The following is a 16,629-nucleotide window of genomic DNA, read 5'->3' on the forward strand; positions in this document are numbered from 1 at the left end:
GCAATGCGTGCAGGTCTCAGATCGGTAACGACGGACGCTACGTCCCAAACCAACAGCATGTTACAGACAGCGCCGATCTCATTCACCCTTGAGCAGGGGGATCACCGGAGCGAACGCCTCCATCTGTGTGGGGAAGATCCCCACGTAGGACATCGATGTCTTCTCCCGCACGCTGCGGATCTGGTCCGCGATCTCCTCGTAGGAGCCGAATGCGAGGTACGGGGAGTTCAGGATCTGCTCCACCGTGAGCTTGACATCGACCTCGATGTTCGGCGGGTACCCGTTGTCCAGGGCCGCCAGCGCCATCTCGGCCATCGCCTCCCGGTCATCGGTCGGCATGATCGTCGTGATCGTCCAGTTCAGCTCGATGTCGTCGAACCGGTCCCCCGCGGCCTCGCGGATGCGCTCGACCCGGGCGGCCGTCGCCTCCATCGTGATGCCGGACAGCAGCATCTTGCCGTCCTTGTTGCTGGGCGGTGCCAGGGAGATGATGTCCGCGTACTTCGCCGCGAGGGCCAGCATCTTCGGGCCGCCGCCGCCGACCACGATGGGCGGGCGCGGACCCTGCCGGGGGCGCGGGCTGCCCTTGAGGCCGTTGATCTGGTAATACTCGCCCTGGAAGTTGCACTCCTGGCCGCGCAGCAGCGTGTCCAGGATCTCCAGGGTCTCCGCGAGCTTCGCGATGCGCACACCCGGGCTGTCGTAGGTGATGCCGCCCTTGTCGAACTCTTCCTTCATCCAGCCCGCGCCGATGCCGAGCTCGAGCCGTCCACCGGAGAGCACGTCGATCGTCGCCGCGTCCTTGGCCAGCACGGCCGGATGCCGGAATCCATTGGCCAGCACCGCGGTCCCGATCCGGATCTTGTCCGTCGCCACCGCGAGCGCGCCCAGCGCGGCGATCGGTCCGACCTGGTTACCGAGGTGGTCGGGGATCATGAAGCTGTCGTAACCGAGCTCCTCGGCCTTCTGGGCCAACTTGACGAACCGGCGGGCGCCGCCCTCTTCGGCGTTCCCCTCTCCGCCGGCGGCGAACCGGAACTTGCGCGGCGCGGGTGCGTCGGCGGAACTCATCGATCACTTCTCCTGAAACCTGGGCACAACGGGGGAACTGGGCGGCGCGGTACGGCAACGTGGCCGGTGGGCCACTCTATCGGGAACGCACCGCTCCTCACTATTCGTGAGCGGGGGTCGGTGCGGACCTCACCTTGTCGGCGGCCCAGTTTGTCATCCACTGAGTGGCCGTGGTGCCGTTTTGATCCACTACGAACGAGTTGTACATCGCATGCACCGGGTTGTTGATGTACTCCCCGATCCGGGCGAGGCTGGCGAGGAAGTTCACCGGATTGAACGCGTTCGGCGGCGCATCGCAGATGCCGTCCGACGGCGCGCAGATGTCGACCACCCGATCGCCGAGCGACCCGAATCCGCCCGGCCTGGCGCCGGTCATCGTCATGCCCGGCACCTTCAGCCCGGCCAGCGAGAGTTCCGCGCCGACACCGGCGACCGTGGCACCGACGGACTGGGCCGCGCCGGGTTCGCGCCTGCCGTCCGCGATCAACCCGACGCCCAGCACCAGGTCCGCGGGCACCGGCCCGGTGCCCGCGCCGATCGACGAGGCGAGGTCGCCGGCGATCACCGCGCCCTGCGAGAAGCCGGCCAGCACGAAGGTCGTCAGCGGGCAGTCCGCGTGCATGGCCGCCATGGCCTCGCTGGCGCGGGCGGTGCCCTCACCGCGGCTCTTGTTGTACGACATCTGACCGTCCGGCGGCAGCGCCACCGGATTCGAGAACTGCGCCACGTACGGGACGGTGTACACCTGCGCGCGCTGCCCGTCGAACTGCGCCTGCAGCGGCCGGGTGATGTTGAGCATCAAGGACGCCGGGTTGGCGAACGGGTTGAACGGGTCGTCGACCGCACTCGATTCCCAGGTACCCGGGATCGCGACCACCTGGACGTCCGGGCAGCTCGCCGGCTGGGCGCTGGGCCGCTCCGGTTCCGGGGCGGGGGGCGGCGGCGGGGGCACCCGCCCGGCCAACAGGTACCAGGCCACCAACGCGACGAGCGCGAGGAGCAGCACCACGATGAGCACGATCAGCAGGCGCAGCACCCTGCGCCCGAACGACTTGCGGCCCTTGCGTCCGGCGGCATTCACGCGTGACTACTTGCAGTAGTGGGTGTGGGCGGCGTCGATGTACACCTTGGCGGCCTCGCCTGCCTGCTCCGGGGTCATCGTCGCGCCGGTGATGCTGGCCTCCGCTCCGGCCATGCCGGTCACATACGCGGTGACCTCCTCCTGGTTCGCGCCGCTGACCTTCGCACCGCAGATGTAGTTCGCGGTCGAGATGGCGATGTCGCCGTTGTCGGCGACCGCGATGCCGCCCTTCTTCAGCGCGTCCAGGTAGGCCTTTCCGCGGTCGTCGAGCTCGGGGGCCTCCGTCGGGCCGGGGAAGCCGCTCGGGACCGCTTCAGGGGTCTCCGGCGGTGCGGTCGCCGCGACGGCCGGGGTGGTGTACGGCGGCACCTCGATCGAGGTCTCGGGCGCCGGCGCGGACTTCGATCCGGTGGTGAGGGTGGGCGTGCTGCTGGCCGTGGAGTCGTCGCTGCCACACCCGGCGAGGATGCCGCCGGTGACCGCCACGAGCGCGCCGACCGTGAGCGCCCGGGCCAGGGAGTTACGAGTGGAAACAAGCATGGAGTTCAGTCCTCGGATTCGTGATCTGGGTGCGGCCCACCCGCGGGCGGCGTGCTGGGGGCCACGCCGGGTGTCGATGAACAGGCTACCGACGCGAACGGGCCGGTCGCCGGGATCACCCGGCCACCGGCCCGCGTGCGAAGGGAGCTAACGGTTGTGGATTTCGGCGTTGCCGTTGCGGACCGTGATGTTTCCGCCCTGGAAGTCCTGCTGGATCCCGCCCGCGATGTCGCGTTGGTCACCGACCGGGAAACCGAGCCTGCCGTTCTCGTAGTTCTGGCTCTTCCACGCGTCGAAGATCTTGCCGTTGCGCACCGACCAGGCCCCGCTGGCGGGGCTCCAGTAGATGTTGCCGTTCTCGAACTCGTTGAAGCGGCCGTTGTCCTTGACCGGGATCTCGCTGGTCCTCGGGAAGCCGAGCCAGCCGCCCTCCCAGCCCAGTTCGCCGTACTTCTTCATGATCAGGCCCTGGACGGCGTGGGTTCCGTTCGGCGGGCTGTGATACATCGCACCGACCTCGAAGCCCTGGACCACGCCTTCCTTGCCGGGCGTCTTCACCTCGTCGAGGACCGGGTAGCCCAGCGGGCCGCGCTCCCAACCCTGACGGGACCACTCGTCGCGGATCGCGCCGCGGACCGCGTGCGCGCCGGTCTGCGGGGTCCAGTAGATGGAGCCGCGCTCGAAGTGGTTGTAGCGTCCGCGCCCGTCCGGGGTGCCGTTCTCGTCGGTGGTGGGCAGCCCGAGCGGCCCCGCGGGACCACCGTTGGCCTGGTACGAGCCGCCGATCATGCCGGTCAGCACGTGCGCACCCGTGCCGGGCGACCAGAAGATCCGGCCGTTGCGGAAGTCCTGCGCCTTGCCACCCGCGACGTCGTACTCGCCGGTGACACAGCCGCTGAGCCACGGGTTCGCGTTCGCGACCGCGGCGATGGCGCCGCCGGGGCTGCAGCTGGGCGCGCTGGCGTCGACGCCGAGGGCGTTGGCCACCTGCGGCCAGGCCTGGTGCATCTCGAACTGCCAGTACGGCCAGGAGTGCGTGCCGGACGGCCGGTAGTTGACCTGCGCGGGGATGCCCAGCTTGTTCAGCTTGGTCGCGAAGCTCTGCGAGGTGAGCCGGGACAGGATCTCCAGACCCATGCCCGCGTAGTTGGTGGAGACGCCGGGGATGCCGGACGGCTGATCGTACGGACCGGTCATACCGCTGCCGCTGGAGATGTAGAGACTGACGCCCCTGAGCTTTTCGGCGTTGGTGTACGGGTCGTGCGCGGCCCACGCCGGATTCCCCGGCGGGCCCCACAACTTCGAGACGTTGTAGCCGCCCGCGTCGGTCATCGCGTACTGCAGCGCCTGCGGCATACCCAGCGAGGTCGTGGTCAGGTAGCCGGAGAACGACCCGGCGAACTTGAAGAAGCCGGGGTTGCGCTGGGTGAGGAACATCGCCGAGGTGCCACCCATCGACAGGCCGATGATGCCGCGCGTGGTGGTGGTCCGCAGCCCGTTCTCGAGCACCGGCGGGAGCTCCTTGGTCAGGAAGGTCTCCAGCTGGTAGTTCTTGCCGTTGTCCGGCGCGAGCCAGTCGGCGTAGAAGCTCGACTCGCCGCCGACCGGCAGGATCACGTTGACGTTCTTGTCGGCGTAGAAGTTCGCGGCGTCGGTTTCGATCGTCCAGCCGCTCTCGTCGTCGCGCGCGCGCAGTCCGTCGAGCATGTACAGCGCGGGGAACGTCGCGTCGGGCCGCGAGTTCCAGTCCCTGGCCAGCAGTACCTGCACCTGGAACGGGGCGCCCATCGCGGCGGAGTCGACCCACAGGGCCACGCGCCGGTCGGTGATCCACTCGACCTTGGAGACACCGGGGAGCGAGAGCACCGGCGCGGCGGCGCGGGCGACCGACGGCGCGGCGTTCGCTGCCCGGGCGGCCGGGGCGGGCGCGGCCTCGGGCGTGGTGGTCGGCGCGACCGTCGTGGTCTGCTCCACGGTGGTCCGCGCGGGAGCCTCGGTGGTCGTGGCGACGGCATCGGTCGTGGTGGTGACCGGCTCCAGCGTCTCGGCGGCAGGCGCCTTCGCCTTCGACGTCGGGGTCGTCGTCGGCGCCGTGGTGGTCGTGGTGGTGGTCGTGGTCTCGGAGGCCTCGGGAGCCGCGAAGGCGGTCGCCGTCGCGGTGGTCAGGCCCGCCGCGGTCGGAAGCACGAGTGCCGCCGCGAGCAGTCGCAGCACCCTGCCGCGAGCGCCTGGTGCGGACGCCTTCCCCCCGGGACGCGTTCCCGGATTCCTCAGTGCTGTTCGCATCTGACCGTGACACTCCTTCTGCTTTGTGGCCCCAGTGCTGTGGCCTCGACCCGGACATCCGGACCTCGGCCGTTCCCCCCGGCCCGTGTGGGTGTCGTTCGACCGACGCCTACACTCGTGCTCTTTCTACACGCAGCGAGCCCGCGCCAGGGGGTGACGCGCTGTGACGGGTGGTGCAATTGTTACTTCTGCGGGGTAAGGACCCCATGGTCACGGCACTGATCCGGACCGGATACGGCAATGCCGCCCCGCGCTGCCTGAGTCGGCGCGTGGGGCGGCATCATCCGTTCACAACGTGACCTGGAAACCGATCACCAGGCGTTGAGCGCGTTCAGGATCTGCGGACGCGCCTTCCAGAGCTCGTCCTGCCAGTACTTCCAGGAGTGGGTGCCACGGTCCGGGAAGCTGTAGGTCGCCGGGATACCGAGGGTGCCCAGGCGGACCTGGAACGCGCGGGTGTTCGCGAGCGAGAGAGCCTCGAGCGCCATGCCGTTCGCGGTGTTGTAGAAGTCGATCGGCGCGCGCGGGTTGTCGTGCCCACCGGGCAGACCGCTGGCCGCGGAGACGTACATCGACAGGCCCTTGAGCTGCGGGGCGAACACGAACGGGTCGTTGCGCAGCCACTGCTTGTTCCACGGCGGGCCCCACATGGAGTCCACGTTGAAGCGGCCGGCATCGAGCATCGCGACGCGGATGGCCTCACGCATGCCGGGCGCCGAGATGTTCAGGTAGCCCGACAGCGAGCCGGCGAACTTGAACTGGTCGCGGTGGTGTGCGGCCAGGGTGAGGGCGGCCGAGCCACCCATCGACAGGCCGAGCACGCCGTTGTTGCTCCGCGAGACGCCACGGGTCTCGAGGTAGTTCGGCAGATCCTTGGTGAGGAAGGTCTCCCACTTGTAGGCGGTCTTCTGCCCGTTGAAGTTCGAGGGCGCCATCCAGTCGGTGTAGAAGCTGGACTCGCCGCCGACCGGCATCACCAAGGTGACGTTGTCGTTGCCGAACTGCTGCAGCGCGTTGGTCTCGAAGGTCCAGGCGTTGCGGTCGTTGCGCGCACGCAGGCCGTCGAGCAGGTACAGGGCGGCGTTGCCACCGTTCCTGGCCCACTGGATCTGGACCTTGATCGGGCCCATCGCCGAGGGCACGAAGACCTCTTCGAATCCGCCAGAGGGCGCGCGGTGCGCGACCGGGGCAGCGCCTGCGACGGCGGTGCCCGCAATACCTGCGGCTATCGGCAGGACGAGCGCGGCGGCCGTGAGGCCGAGGGCGCGCTGCTTGAGGCGCTCAGAAAACCTCGGTCTGCCTATACGCATGAATATTGCTCACTTTCTTCTCTGCGGTGCCCGCCGAAGCGGCCCGACGATCCGGCGGAAGCCATGCTCTGTCGCCCCCACACACGTGGAAGCGACAGTGGAACTGATCAAGATCACCACTGCGCTCGGTGGAGCGTATGTCACACGGCGAGCACTGACAAACGGTGCCCCGGCTCAGGTCCCCGAGGCGCACACGACATCTGTATCGACATCTCGGAAGCCATCGTTACACAACCGAGATAAGTTCGCACAACAAGATGAGCGGGGACCCGTAGACGCCCGCTCACCTGGGTTTCTCCGGCGTCGGCGGTGCCAGGTTGCACCGCTGGATCTCGTACGCCGGGACCCGGTCGAAACGGTACTCGGCGTAGGCGAAGGCGCGCTTGAGATTGCGGATGAAAAGTGGGCGATTCAGCTCCCCCCGGCTCGACGCCAGCACCTCCTGCGTCTCCGGGCAGGTGAGGGCGAGCCTGGCGTCGGCCACCCACTCCTCGTCCATGTACCAGGGCAGCCACGGGTGCAGATCGACCATGCCGGTGTCGGCGACCACCCAGTCCGGGTAGAGGGCCTTGTCGTGACCGATCCGGCCGTCGTCGAGCCGCTTGGTGTGCGCGGCCAGTGGATAGGCCAGGCCCATCTGGTCGATCACCTTCACGTCGAGTCCGACGTTCATGCTCGTCATGCCCAGGTTGAGGAAGTACACCGTGTGCCCGGCGCCGCCGTCGGGGATCGGCAGCGGCGGCGGCACCACGTCCCAGTAGGTGAAGGACGCGGCGGGCAGCAGCAGACCACCGTCCGGGGTGTTGGCGATCGCCTCGACCATCGGGCGCATCCGCGGATAGTCGAGGTAGTCCTCGGCCCGGATCGGATGCGGGTGTCCGGTGTTGAGCGCGTAGAAGTTCCGCTCGTCGACGATCCCGGACTTGCCGACGACGGTGCCGTTCGGCATGCCGGACGAGTTCGACACCGAGATCGCCCAGACCACCGTGATCACCCAGGCGGCGGCGCCGACCGCGAACAGTGCGGTGCCCCGGGTCCGACCCCAGTCCTCGCGGTCGGGAATGCGGACCGGCAGCACGGCGATGGGCAGCATGAAGCAGAACAGCACGGGCAGCAGCACCCGACCGTGCATGAAATCGCCGCCGACCCGCAGCGAGTAGATCATCAGCAGCAGTCCGGTGAACAGGATGACGGCGACCACGGCGCCCGGCGTGCGCAGCCGCGACTGCCACCGAGCGAGGGCGTTGCCGCCCGCACTAGCGACGACGGTTCCGCGCGACCAGGGCCGGGTCACCAGGACCGCGACGGCCAGCACGAGCAGCGGGAGCCACAGCCAGTACGGCCCCACCAGGTTCCACAGGTACGTGAAGCCCTGACCCCACTTGGCGCCGCCTGCGTCCTTAGCGACCGCGGTGTTGGGGTAGGGCAGGCCGTAGTAGCCCATCCGCCAGATCTGGTAGCCGACCGGGACCGCGCCCGCGACCGCGACGATCAGCGCGCGCAGCCGCCAGGTGCCCGGCGCCAGGAAGATCAGCAGCAGCGCGAGGCCGGCGAGGATGACCAGCTCGGGCCGGACCAGCGGTCCGAGCCCGGCGACGAAGGCGAGGATCAGCACCGAGGCCGTGGTCGGCGGGCGCTGCGACCAGCGCACCAGCAGCAGCCAGAGCAGGGCGATCCAGAAGATGACCAGGCAGGACTCCAGCCCGGAGGTGGCGTAGTCGCGGGCGGGTGGCACCGCGATGTAGGCCAGGGCACCTGCGGGCAGCATCAGTGTGGCGGCAGGAGCGGAGCCTGAACCCAGGCCGCGCCAGAAGGCACCGGCGCCGAGCATGCCCAGCACGATCGCGGCGCCGGACAGCGCCAGGGCGAGGCCGAGCACCACGTACTCGAGCCGGGCCTGCGTCAGCCAGCTGAACGCGTACACCAGGTAGGTCCAGACGGTGCTGGTGTTGGCCTCGACCCGCTCCCCCGCGTTGAACACCGGGCCGTTGCCCGCCATCAGGTTGCGGATCGTGCGGAGCACGATCAACCCGTCGTCCGCGATCCAGCGGCGCTCCCAGCCACCCCACACGAAGAGGGCGGCGGTCAGCGCGATCCCACCGAGGAACACCGAGCGGGGCAGCCATGCGGGCATCCGCAGGGCCGATTCGGTCCGCTCGGCCGCCTCGGTGTCCTCCACGCGGGGCCTGTCAGACGAGATAGACAGCGACACCCACCGCTCCAATCCAGGCGATCGCGAGGAATTGGAGCACCCGGTCGCCGAGCGCGATCTCCTCCGGCTCCCCCGCCTCGCCACCGTCGACATCGACCGCGTATCGCAGGATAGCGATCGTGAACGGGACCATCGAGATCGCAAACCAGTTCGTGTCGTTCGCCTGATCGCGCTCGAAGGCCCACAGTCCGTAGCAGATCACCACCGCGGTCGCCGAGAGCGTCCAGACGAATCGCAGGTAGGTGCCGGTGTAGTACTCGAGCGACTTCCGGATCTTCGCCCCGGTGCGCTCGGCGAGCTGCAGCTCCGCGTAGCGCTTGCCCGCCGCCATGAACAGCGAACCGAACGCCATGATCAGCAGGAACCACTGCGACAGCGGGATCTCGGCTGCCACGCCACCGGCGATCGCGCGGAGCAGGAAGCCGGACGAGACGATGCAGATGTCGAGGACGGCCTGGTGCTTGAGCCCGAAGCAGTAGGCGAGCTGGATGCCGATGTACACCGCCATCACCACCGCGAGCTGCCAGTTCGCGAGGAAGGACAGGCCGATCGATCCGGCCAGCAGCACCACGGCCATCCCGTAGGCGAGGCCGATGGGGAGCACGCCCGCGGCGATCGGGCGGAACCGCTTGGTGGGGTGCGCGCGGTCGGCCTCGACGTCCATCGCGTCGTTGACCAGGTAGATGCCGGACGCGGCCATGCAGAACACGAGGAAGGCCAGCGCCACCGGCAGCAGCACGTCGACCTCGGTCACCGAGCCGGCGGCGAGCGGAGCGGCCAGCACCAGGACGTTCTTCACCCACTGGCGCGGGCGCAGTGCCTTGACGATCCCGGCGGGCAGCGACTTCGGCGGGCCGGTGACCTCGGCGGGGTGCTCGCTCATTTCTCTCCAAACTTCCGTTCGGCACGCAGCACCACTGCGGCCGAGGCTGCGCCAAGGGCGGATCCGGCAAGCACATCGGTCGGGTAGTGGACCCCGAGCACGAGCCGCGAGAGCAGCATCGGGGGCACCAGCACCGCGGGCAAGGGTAGCCCGGTCAGTCGGCCGAGTAGCACCGCGGCGGCTGTGGTGGACGTGGCGTGCGAGGACGGGAAGCTCAGCTTGCTCGGCGTCGACACGTTGACGGCCACGGAGGGGTCGTTCGGCCGGGGGCGACGGATCACCCGCTTGATCACGATCGATGCGGCGTGCGCGCCCACCGCGCCGACCGCGACGCCCGCCCACTGACGGCGGCGGGGACGGTCGAGTGCGGCGCCGACGCCCGCGATCGCGACCCAGCCGAGCGCGTGCTCACCGAAGTGGGACATGCCGCGGGCCGCGGCGACCACGCCCGGCTGTGCACCGATGGTCGACTGGACGGCATTGAGAATCTTCACCTCGGCGGCGGACTCACTGGTCGCGGCGCCGTCGAGCAGGGCGCCCTCTGGCCTACGCCGGGTAATGAAAGACACTCTCCCACCTCTCCTTGCTGGTCAGTGACGGCACTGCGTCGGCATAGACGCGCTTGAGCTCGGGGAACCGGGCGGCCAATTCGCGGCGCAGGCGCATGGCCTCCTTCAACAGGCCCCAGGCCTGGCGCGGGTCGCGCTTGCGGTAGACCACGCCGCGGCCGTCCGCGGTGGTGACGGTGACGCCGTCCACCTGCGAGAGCAGGAACCAGCGTGCGTCGAGGGTCGGCACGTTGAGCTGCGGGCGTTCGTGGTGCTCCTCGTGTGCGGGCCGGACATTGTGCACCAGGCCCTTCCCGAGGCGGACGAGCTTCGCGAGCGGGTTGGCCGGCTCGCCGACGGCGCCGACCTCCGCGCCGGACGGCATCGGCAGCGAGGTGGACGACGGCAGCACGACGGCGTCCGGGAAGTCCTCCCGCATCGCCCGGACGTCGCCGAGGGCCGTGGGCAGCAGGTCGAAGATGTGGTCCGGCCCCTGCAGGAAGTCCGCGATGGCCTTGTTCTGGATCGCGACGGTCGAGTACTCGAGGCAGAGCAGGTGCTTGAGGGTGGCCTTGACCGTGTTGACGACCAGGCCGCGACCGTTGCCCGGCATGTGCAGCGCGGCCACCACCAGGCGGTTGCGCAGATGGAAGTACGCCTGCCAGTCGATGGCGTCGTCCTTGTCGGACCAGGCCATGTGCCAGATGGCCGCGCCCGGCATGGTCACCGTCGGGTACCCGGCCTCCCGGGCACGCAGCCCGTATTCGACGTCGTCCCACTTGATGAACAGCGGCAGCGGCTGGCCGATCTCCTCCGCGACCTGACGCGGGATCATGCACATCCACCAGCCGTTGAAGTCGACGTCGATGCGGCGGTGCAGCAGCTTCGAGTTCTCCCGGTCCTTGAGCGGGTACTGGGAGAAGTCGTGGTCGTACTCGACATTCGGGGCGGCCGACCACATGAAGATGCCGCGGTTGACCACCTCACCCATCGAGTGCAGGTGACTGCGCTCCTGCAGGTTCAGCATCTGGCCGCCGATCAGCGTCGGGGTCTTGGCGAACCGGGACAGCGCCAGCGCGCGCAGGATCGAGTCCGGCTCGATCTCGATGTCGTCGTCCATGAACAGGATCTGCTGGCAGTCGGTCGTCTTGAGCGCCTCGTACATGATCCGGCTGTAGCCGCCGGAGCCGCCGAGATTCGCCTGGTCGTGCATCGCGAGCCGGTCGCCGAGGATCGCGGCCGCCTCGGTGAAGCCCGGCTCGTCGCGGACCTTGCGGGTGCCCTGGTCCGGGATGATGACGGCCTTGACCACGTCCATCACCAGCGGATCGGAGCCGAGGGCGGTCAGCGCCTTCACGCAGTCGGTCGGCCGGTTGAAGGTCGGGATGCCGACGGCCACGCTGGCCTCGCCGGGCGCCTCCATCGGGGCGTACCAGCCGGCGCTCTCGAGCACCACCTCGGTGTCGGAGGTGATGTCGAACCAGATCCAGCCGCCGTCCTCGAACGGCGCCAGCTCGACCTCGAACTCCAGTGCGGCGTCGCCGTCCTGGAATTCCCTGCCCTCCACGTGGATTCGCGAGGAGTCGGCCTTCGAGCGGTATACGTCGACCCGGCCGTGACCGGACAGTTCCAGGCGCAGCACGACGGAGGTCAGGATCGACCAGCGGCGCCAGTAGCTGGCCGGGAAGGCATTGAAGTAGGTGCAGAACGACGCCTCGGACTCCGCGCCGATCGACAGCGACGTCCGCGAGGTCGCGTGCGCGCGCCTGGCGTTGGTGGTCGCCTCCTCCAGGTAGAGGGTGCGCACGTCGAGGGGCTCGCCCGGCCGGGGCAGGATGACCCGCTGCAGCAGGGCCTTGCCGAGCACCTCGAGCTCGTCGCCGGCGTGCTCGTCGGCCTCGATCAGGTGGCGGGGGCTCATGCGCCGCTCCCGTTGGCGTCGTTCCCGTTGCCCAGCGGCGCGCCGGACTCCAGGTGCGGCCGCAGCGTGTTGTCGAACATGCTCAGCGCGCTCGCGATCGCCATGTGCATGTCCAGGTACTGGTAGGTGCCCAGGCGACCACCGAACAACACCTTGTTCTGGGCGGTCTCCGCCTTGGCCCGCGTCCGGTAGGCCTCGAGCTTCTCGCGGTCCTCGGGGGTGTTGATCGGGTAGTACGGCTCGTCCTCGCTCTCCGCGAAGCGGGAGAACTCGCGCATGACGACGGTCTTGTCCGCCGGGTACTCGCGCTCGGGGTGGAAGTGCCGGAACTCGTGGATGCGGGTGAACGGCACGTCCGCATCGTTGTAGTTCATCACCGGGGTGCCCTGGAAGTCGCCGGTCGGCAGCACCTCGGTCTCGAAATCGAGGGTGCGCCAGCCCAGTTCACCCTCGGAGTAGTCGAAGTAGCGGTCCAGCGGGCCGGTATAGACGACAGGAGCCGACGGGGACTGTTCGCGCAGCTCGTCCCGCACGTCGAACCAGTCGGTGTTCAGCCGGACCTCGATCTTCTCGTCCTTGGCCATGTTCTCGAGCCACGCGGTGTAGCCGTCGACCGGCAGGCCCTCGTAGGTGTCGTTGAAGTAGCGGTTGTCGAAGGTGTAGCGGACCGGCAGCCGGGTGATGTTGCCCGCAGGCAGGTTCTTCGGGTCCGTCTGCCACTGCTTGGCGGTGTAGTCGCGGACGAACGCCTCGTACAGCGGCCGCCCGATCAGGGAGATCGCCTTCTCCTCGAGGTTGGTCGCGTCCTTGCTGTCGATCTCGGCCGACTGCTCGGCGATCAGCTTGCGCGCCTCGTCGGGGCTGAAGTAGCGGCCGAAGAACTGGGACACCAGGCCCAGGCCCATCGGGAACTGATAGGACTGCCCCTTGTGCATCGCGAAGACGCGGTGCTGGTAGCCGGTGAACTCGGTGAACTGGGTGACGTAGTCCCAGACCCGCTTGTTCGAGGTGTGGAACAGGTGCGCTCCGTACATGTGGACCTCGATGCCGGTCTCCGGCTCGGCCTCCGAGTAGGCGTTGCCGCCGATGTGGTGGCGGCGGTCCAGCACGAGGACCCGCTTGCCCAGCTCGGTCGCCGCGCGCTCGGCGATCGTCAGTCCGAAGAATCCCGAACCGACGATGATCAGGTCGTACTGTCCGGAGGTGGCGGGGCCTGGGGTTACAGAGGTCACGGGCAACCAGGGTATCGGACCTGACGTGGAGGTCCCGGGCAACCCGTGGCTGCCGGGTGGTACGTCACAGCCGATCCGGTGGTCACCTCGGCGGGGCGAACTCCGTCTGCAGCCGGAGTTCACGCCGATTTCACTACAGGTTGCGCTCGACGTACACGGTGAGCGCGTCCCGGACGAACTCCGCGCCCCGCGTTCCGCCGTAGTTGGCGGCGAAGCGCTCATCCGCGACGTACATCTCACCCAGGCCCAGGATGTACTCCTTGACCGGCGGCGCGCCGTGACCGGGCGTGCCGGGGATGCCGCCGAGCCACTCGATATGGCGACGGGCCAGCTCCTGCGCCCGCTCGCCATCGGGCGCCGAGCCCGACGCCTCGGCGTCGATCCAATCGGAGTTGAGCCGTGCCAGTGCCGCCTGCCAGTCCCGACGCTGCTCGTCGGTCTGGCCACGCCACCAGCGGTCGCCGGCCTCGTAGGCCTGCTCACCCCAGCGTTCGATCACCTCGTCCTTGTGCCGGGTGTGGTCGAAGCCGTCGAAAACTTCCTCTGCCATCAGTTGTTCACCTCCTTCCGTTTTCCTCAAGGTCGTCCGCACCGACTCGATCTGCCGCCGGACCCGGCCGAGCTCCTGCTCGAGCAGGGCCAGGTGGGTCCGCAGCGCGGCCGCGGTGTCCCGCTCGCCGCCCAGGACCTCGGCGATGGCCGGGAGGCCGAGGCCGAGTTCGCGCAGCAACAGGATCCGCTGTAGCCGCACGAGGGAGTCCTGGTCGTAGTACCGGTAGCCGTTGGCCCCGATCCGGCTCGGCTCCAGCAGCCCCCGCTCGCCGTAGTGGCGCAGCGTGCGACTGGTGGTCCCGGCCGCCTTGGCCAGCTCCTGGATCGACCATTCGCCTGCCATTTCCGTTCCTCCCTCCTCGGTGCCGGTGCGGTCCGACATGCCAAGGATGAAGGTTGACGCTGCGTCAATGTCAAGGGTGCGCGACGAACGGGCCACGCCCCTCGGGCCGAGCACGTTTCCGGGCCGTGCCCGGCTGGTCCTACTGTGGGGGACATGACCGCAGCGGAGGACTTCGATCTGGACGCGTACCTCCGACGGATCGGTTTCGATGGCGACCGTGCGCCCACCCGCGCCACCATCGACTCGATCGCCGCGGGTCACACCCGATCGATCCCGTTCGAGAACCTCGATCCGTTCCTCGGCACACCCAATCGCCTGGACCTGGAGTCGTTGCAGGCCAAACTCGTTCGCGGCGGTCGCGGCGGTTACTGCTTCGAACACGGACTGCTGCTGCGCGCCGCCCTGCTGGAACTCGGGTTCGACGTCACCCCGCTCGCGGGCCGGGTGCTCTGGGGTTCGGAGCTCGACGCCATCACCCCGCGCAGCCACATGCTGCTGCTCGTCCACCTGGCGGGGGAACGCCGGGTCATCGACGTCGGCTTCGGCGGGATGACGCTCACCGGAACACTGCTACTCGAACACGACACCCTGCAGGACACCCCGCTCGAACCCTTCCGGCTGATCGACCTCGACGGCGACTGGGCGATGCAGGCACGGGTCGGCGACGAGTGGCGCACCACCTACCGTTTCGACCTTCAGCGCCAGCACCCCGTCGACTACGAGGCGCCGAACTGGTACCTCTCGACGTGGCCGCAGTCGCATTTCGTCACCGGCCTGATGGCGGCCCGCGCCACCGAGGACCGGCGGTACGCGCTCAGCGGCAGGCGCCTGACCGTGCACCACCTGGACGGGCGCAGCGAGCGGCGGGAGCTCTCCGGTTCGGAGGAACTGCAGCAGACCCTCGAGCGCGACTTCCTGATCGACACCCGCGCGCTCACCGGCCTGGGCGCCGCGTTCGACCGACTCCCGTAGCCGCGGCACGACTTCGGCCAGCCTTGCATTGCTGGTCGGATCACCAAGGTGCCGATAGCGTTCCGCGCATGAGCCCCGACCCGGATCATGCCCCGGCACCGCACCCGTCCGAACCACACGCCCAGGGGCTCTCCGCCAAGCTGAACTGGCTGCGGGCCGGCGTCCTCGGTGCCAACGACGGCATCGTCTCCACCGCCGGGCTCGTCGTGGGCGTGGCCGCGGCGAGCACCGCCCGCGGACCGATCCTCACCGCGGGCATCGCCGGGCTGGCGGCGGGTGCGGTGTCCATGGCGCTCGGCGAGTACGTCTCGGTCAGCACGCAGCGCGATTCCGAGCGTGCGCTGCTGGCCAAGGAGCGCAGGGAACTGGCCGAGCTACCCGACGACGAGCTGGCCGAGCTCGCGTCCCTGTACGAGGCGAAGGGGCTGAGCCCGGCCACCGCTCGCACCGTGGCTGAGGAGCTGACCGCACACGACGCGTTCGCCGCGCACGCGGACGCGGAGCTCGGCATCGACCCCGACGAGCTGACCAATCCGTGGCAGGCGGCGATCTCCTCGGCGATCTCCTTCACCCTGGGTGCCCTGCTGCCCCTGATCGCGATCCTCGTCCCACCCGCCAGCTATCGCGTGCCCGTCACGTTCGTCGCGGTGCTGGTCGCGCTCGCACTGACCGGCAGCGTCAGCGCCCGCCTCGGCGGGTCGCCCCGCGGAAAGGCCGTGCTGCGGGTGGTGTTCGGCGGCGCGCTGGCCATGATCGTGACCTATGGCATCGGGCAGATCGTCGATTCCGTGAACATCTGACCGATGTTCTAGAGACCCAGCGTGCCGAGCCACTTCGCGATGTGCCCGGCGACATCCCGCCACCCGGTCTCCAACATCATGTCGTGGGCCATGTTCGGAAAGAACTCGGCTTGAGTGCCGTAAGCGCTTGCGGTGGCGCGTATTTCCCCGGGGGTATGTGCGGTGTCGTGGTCTGCGCCCAGGACCAGCACGGGCACCGTCACGCGGTTCGTTCGCCGCGGGTCGACAAACAGCATGTCGCGAAGCGCGCGGTCGCTCTCGTTTTGCAGTCGTGCGGCATACCGCACGACTTTCGTGTCGCGCATCTGCGCCGAGAAGAGCCATGCGCGCGCCAATTCCGGGGTGTCGACGAGATACAGGGGCTTTCGGGTGACGCTCGCCTTGAGGAATGGCAACGGATGCCGTCGTGCACCGCGCAGCATGGAGCCGCGCCAACCCGCAGGGGGCGTGGAGGCAAGCAGCACGCCGGCGGGCGCGTCGTGCGATTCCAGATATTTCTGCACGACGAATCCGCCCATGGAGTGACCGATCACCACCGGCTTCACGGGCAGGCTGTCCGCGACCGACACCACATCAGCGACGTAGTCCGCGATCGTCAAGGTCCGGATCGGCTTGCCCGCCGGGCTGTTGCCATGGCCGCGCAGGCTCACGGCCAGGGCGCGGTACCCCTCGTCCGCGAAGTAGTCCAGAAAATGCTCATCCCAGCACCACGCTCCGTGCCAGGCTCCGTGGATGAAAAGCAGCGGGGTCGCGTGCCGTGCGCTGCCCGGTCCCCTGTCGATGACTTCGAGCATCGACCGGCGCTCCTTCCCACCGAACCCTTCGCCCCCCGCTTCGCCATTTTCCCACTTCAGGGGAGGTTCTGAAACTAATCTCGG

14 protein-coding genes are annotated in these 16,629 nt (G+C 68.8%); 2 read left to right on the forward strand and 12 right to left on the reverse strand.

Features of this window, described 5'->3' with window-relative positions; all coding sequences use genetic code 11:
* Positions 1–78: 78 nt before the first annotated feature.
* The 11 genes from ACFQS9_RS21370 to ACFQS9_RS21420 form a co-directional block, all read right to left on the reverse strand.
* Entirely contained in the window at positions 79–1,071 is a 993-nt protein-coding gene (locus tag ACFQS9_RS21370) for an LLM class F420-dependent oxidoreductase (RefSeq protein WP_378408391.1), read from the reverse strand.
* A 100-nt stretch (positions 1,072–1,171) separates the two neighbouring features.
* Positions 1,172–2,152, reverse strand: coding sequence for a cutinase family protein (locus ACFQS9_RS21375; RefSeq protein WP_378408393.1), 981 nt, complete (start codon positions 2,150–2,152; stop codon positions 1,172–1,174).
* 6 nt (positions 2,153–2,158) lie between these two features.
* Entirely contained in the window at positions 2,159–2,692 is a 534-nt protein-coding gene (locus tag ACFQS9_RS21380; RefSeq protein WP_378408395.1) for a DUF732 domain-containing protein, read from the reverse strand.
* A gap of 147 nt (positions 2,693–2,839) precedes the next feature.
* The gene (locus ACFQS9_RS21385) at positions 2,840–4,978 is read right to left on the reverse strand and encodes an alpha/beta hydrolase-fold protein (protein WP_378408397.1); all 2,139 of its coding nucleotides are present in this window, start codon (positions 4,976–4,978) and stop codon (positions 2,840–2,842) included.
* A 311-nt stretch (positions 4,979–5,289) separates the two neighbouring features.
* A complete protein-coding gene (locus ACFQS9_RS21390) occupies positions 5,290–6,288 on the reverse strand; it encodes an alpha/beta hydrolase (RefSeq protein WP_378408399.1) in 999 nt (332 codons plus the stop codon).
* A 283-nt stretch (positions 6,289–6,571) separates the two neighbouring features.
* Positions 6,572–8,500, reverse strand: a complete 1,929-nt coding sequence (locus ACFQS9_RS21395) for an arabinofuranosyltransferase AftB family protein (RefSeq protein ID WP_378408401.1) — start codon at positions 8,498–8,500, stop codon at positions 6,572–6,574.
* Positions 8,478–9,383 (reverse strand): decaprenyl-phosphate phosphoribosyltransferase, encoded by a 906-nt coding sequence (locus tag ACFQS9_RS21400; protein WP_378408403.1) that lies wholly within the window; start codon positions 9,381–9,383, stop codon positions 8,478–8,480. Before ACFQS9_RS21400 ends, ACFQS9_RS21395 begins: the two co-directional genes overlap by 23 nt.
* Positions 9,380–9,916 (reverse strand): phosphatase PAP2 family protein, encoded by a 537-nt coding sequence (locus tag ACFQS9_RS21405; RefSeq protein WP_378408483.1) that lies wholly within the window; start codon positions 9,914–9,916, stop codon positions 9,380–9,382. Before ACFQS9_RS21405 ends, ACFQS9_RS21400 begins: the two co-directional genes overlap by 4 nt.
* Positions 9,917–9,929: 13 nt before the next feature.
* A complete protein-coding gene (locus tag ACFQS9_RS21410) occupies positions 9,930–11,852 on the reverse strand; it encodes a glycosyltransferase (RefSeq protein WP_378408404.1) in 1,923 nt (640 codons plus the stop codon).
* The gene (gene glf / locus ACFQS9_RS21415) at positions 11,849–13,084 is read right to left on the reverse strand and encodes a UDP-galactopyranose mutase (RefSeq protein ID WP_378408406.1); all 1,236 of its coding nucleotides are present in this window, start codon (positions 13,082–13,084) and stop codon (positions 11,849–11,851) included. Before glf ends, ACFQS9_RS21410 begins: the two co-directional genes overlap by 4 nt.
* Positions 13,085–13,217: 133 nt before the next feature.
* The gene (locus ACFQS9_RS21420; RefSeq protein ID WP_378408408.1) at positions 13,218–13,979 is read right to left on the reverse strand and encodes a MerR family transcriptional regulator; all 762 of its coding nucleotides are present in this window, start codon (positions 13,977–13,979) and stop codon (positions 13,218–13,220) included.
* 153 nt (positions 13,980–14,132) lie between these two features.
* On the opposite strand from ACFQS9_RS21420, the gene ACFQS9_RS21425 reads away from it, so the two are divergent.
* Both ACFQS9_RS21425 and ACFQS9_RS21430 read left to right on the forward strand, forming a co-directional pair.
* Complete coding sequence (locus ACFQS9_RS21425; RefSeq protein WP_378408410.1) at positions 14,133–14,951, forward strand: arylamine N-acetyltransferase family protein; 819 nt, start codon at positions 14,133–14,135, stop codon at positions 14,949–14,951.
* 68 nt (positions 14,952–15,019) lie between these two features.
* The gene (locus ACFQS9_RS21430; protein ID WP_378408412.1) at positions 15,020–15,751 is read left to right on the forward strand and encodes a VIT1/CCC1 transporter family protein; all 732 of its coding nucleotides are present in this window, start codon (positions 15,020–15,022) and stop codon (positions 15,749–15,751) included.
* A gap of 8 nt (positions 15,752–15,759) precedes the next feature.
* Here the strand turns inward: ACFQS9_RS21430 and ACFQS9_RS21435 are convergent, their stop codons facing one another.
* A complete protein-coding gene (locus tag ACFQS9_RS21435) occupies positions 15,760–16,545 on the reverse strand; it encodes an alpha/beta hydrolase (protein ID WP_378408414.1) in 786 nt (261 codons plus the stop codon).
* Positions 16,546–16,629 lie beyond the last annotated feature (84 nt).

This window comes from Rhodococcus daqingensis, from assembly GCF_042665615.1.
In the GTDB taxonomy this organism is placed as follows: Bacteria; Actinomycetota; Actinomycetes; order Mycobacteriales; family Mycobacteriaceae; genus Rhodococcus_G; species Rhodococcus_G daqingensis.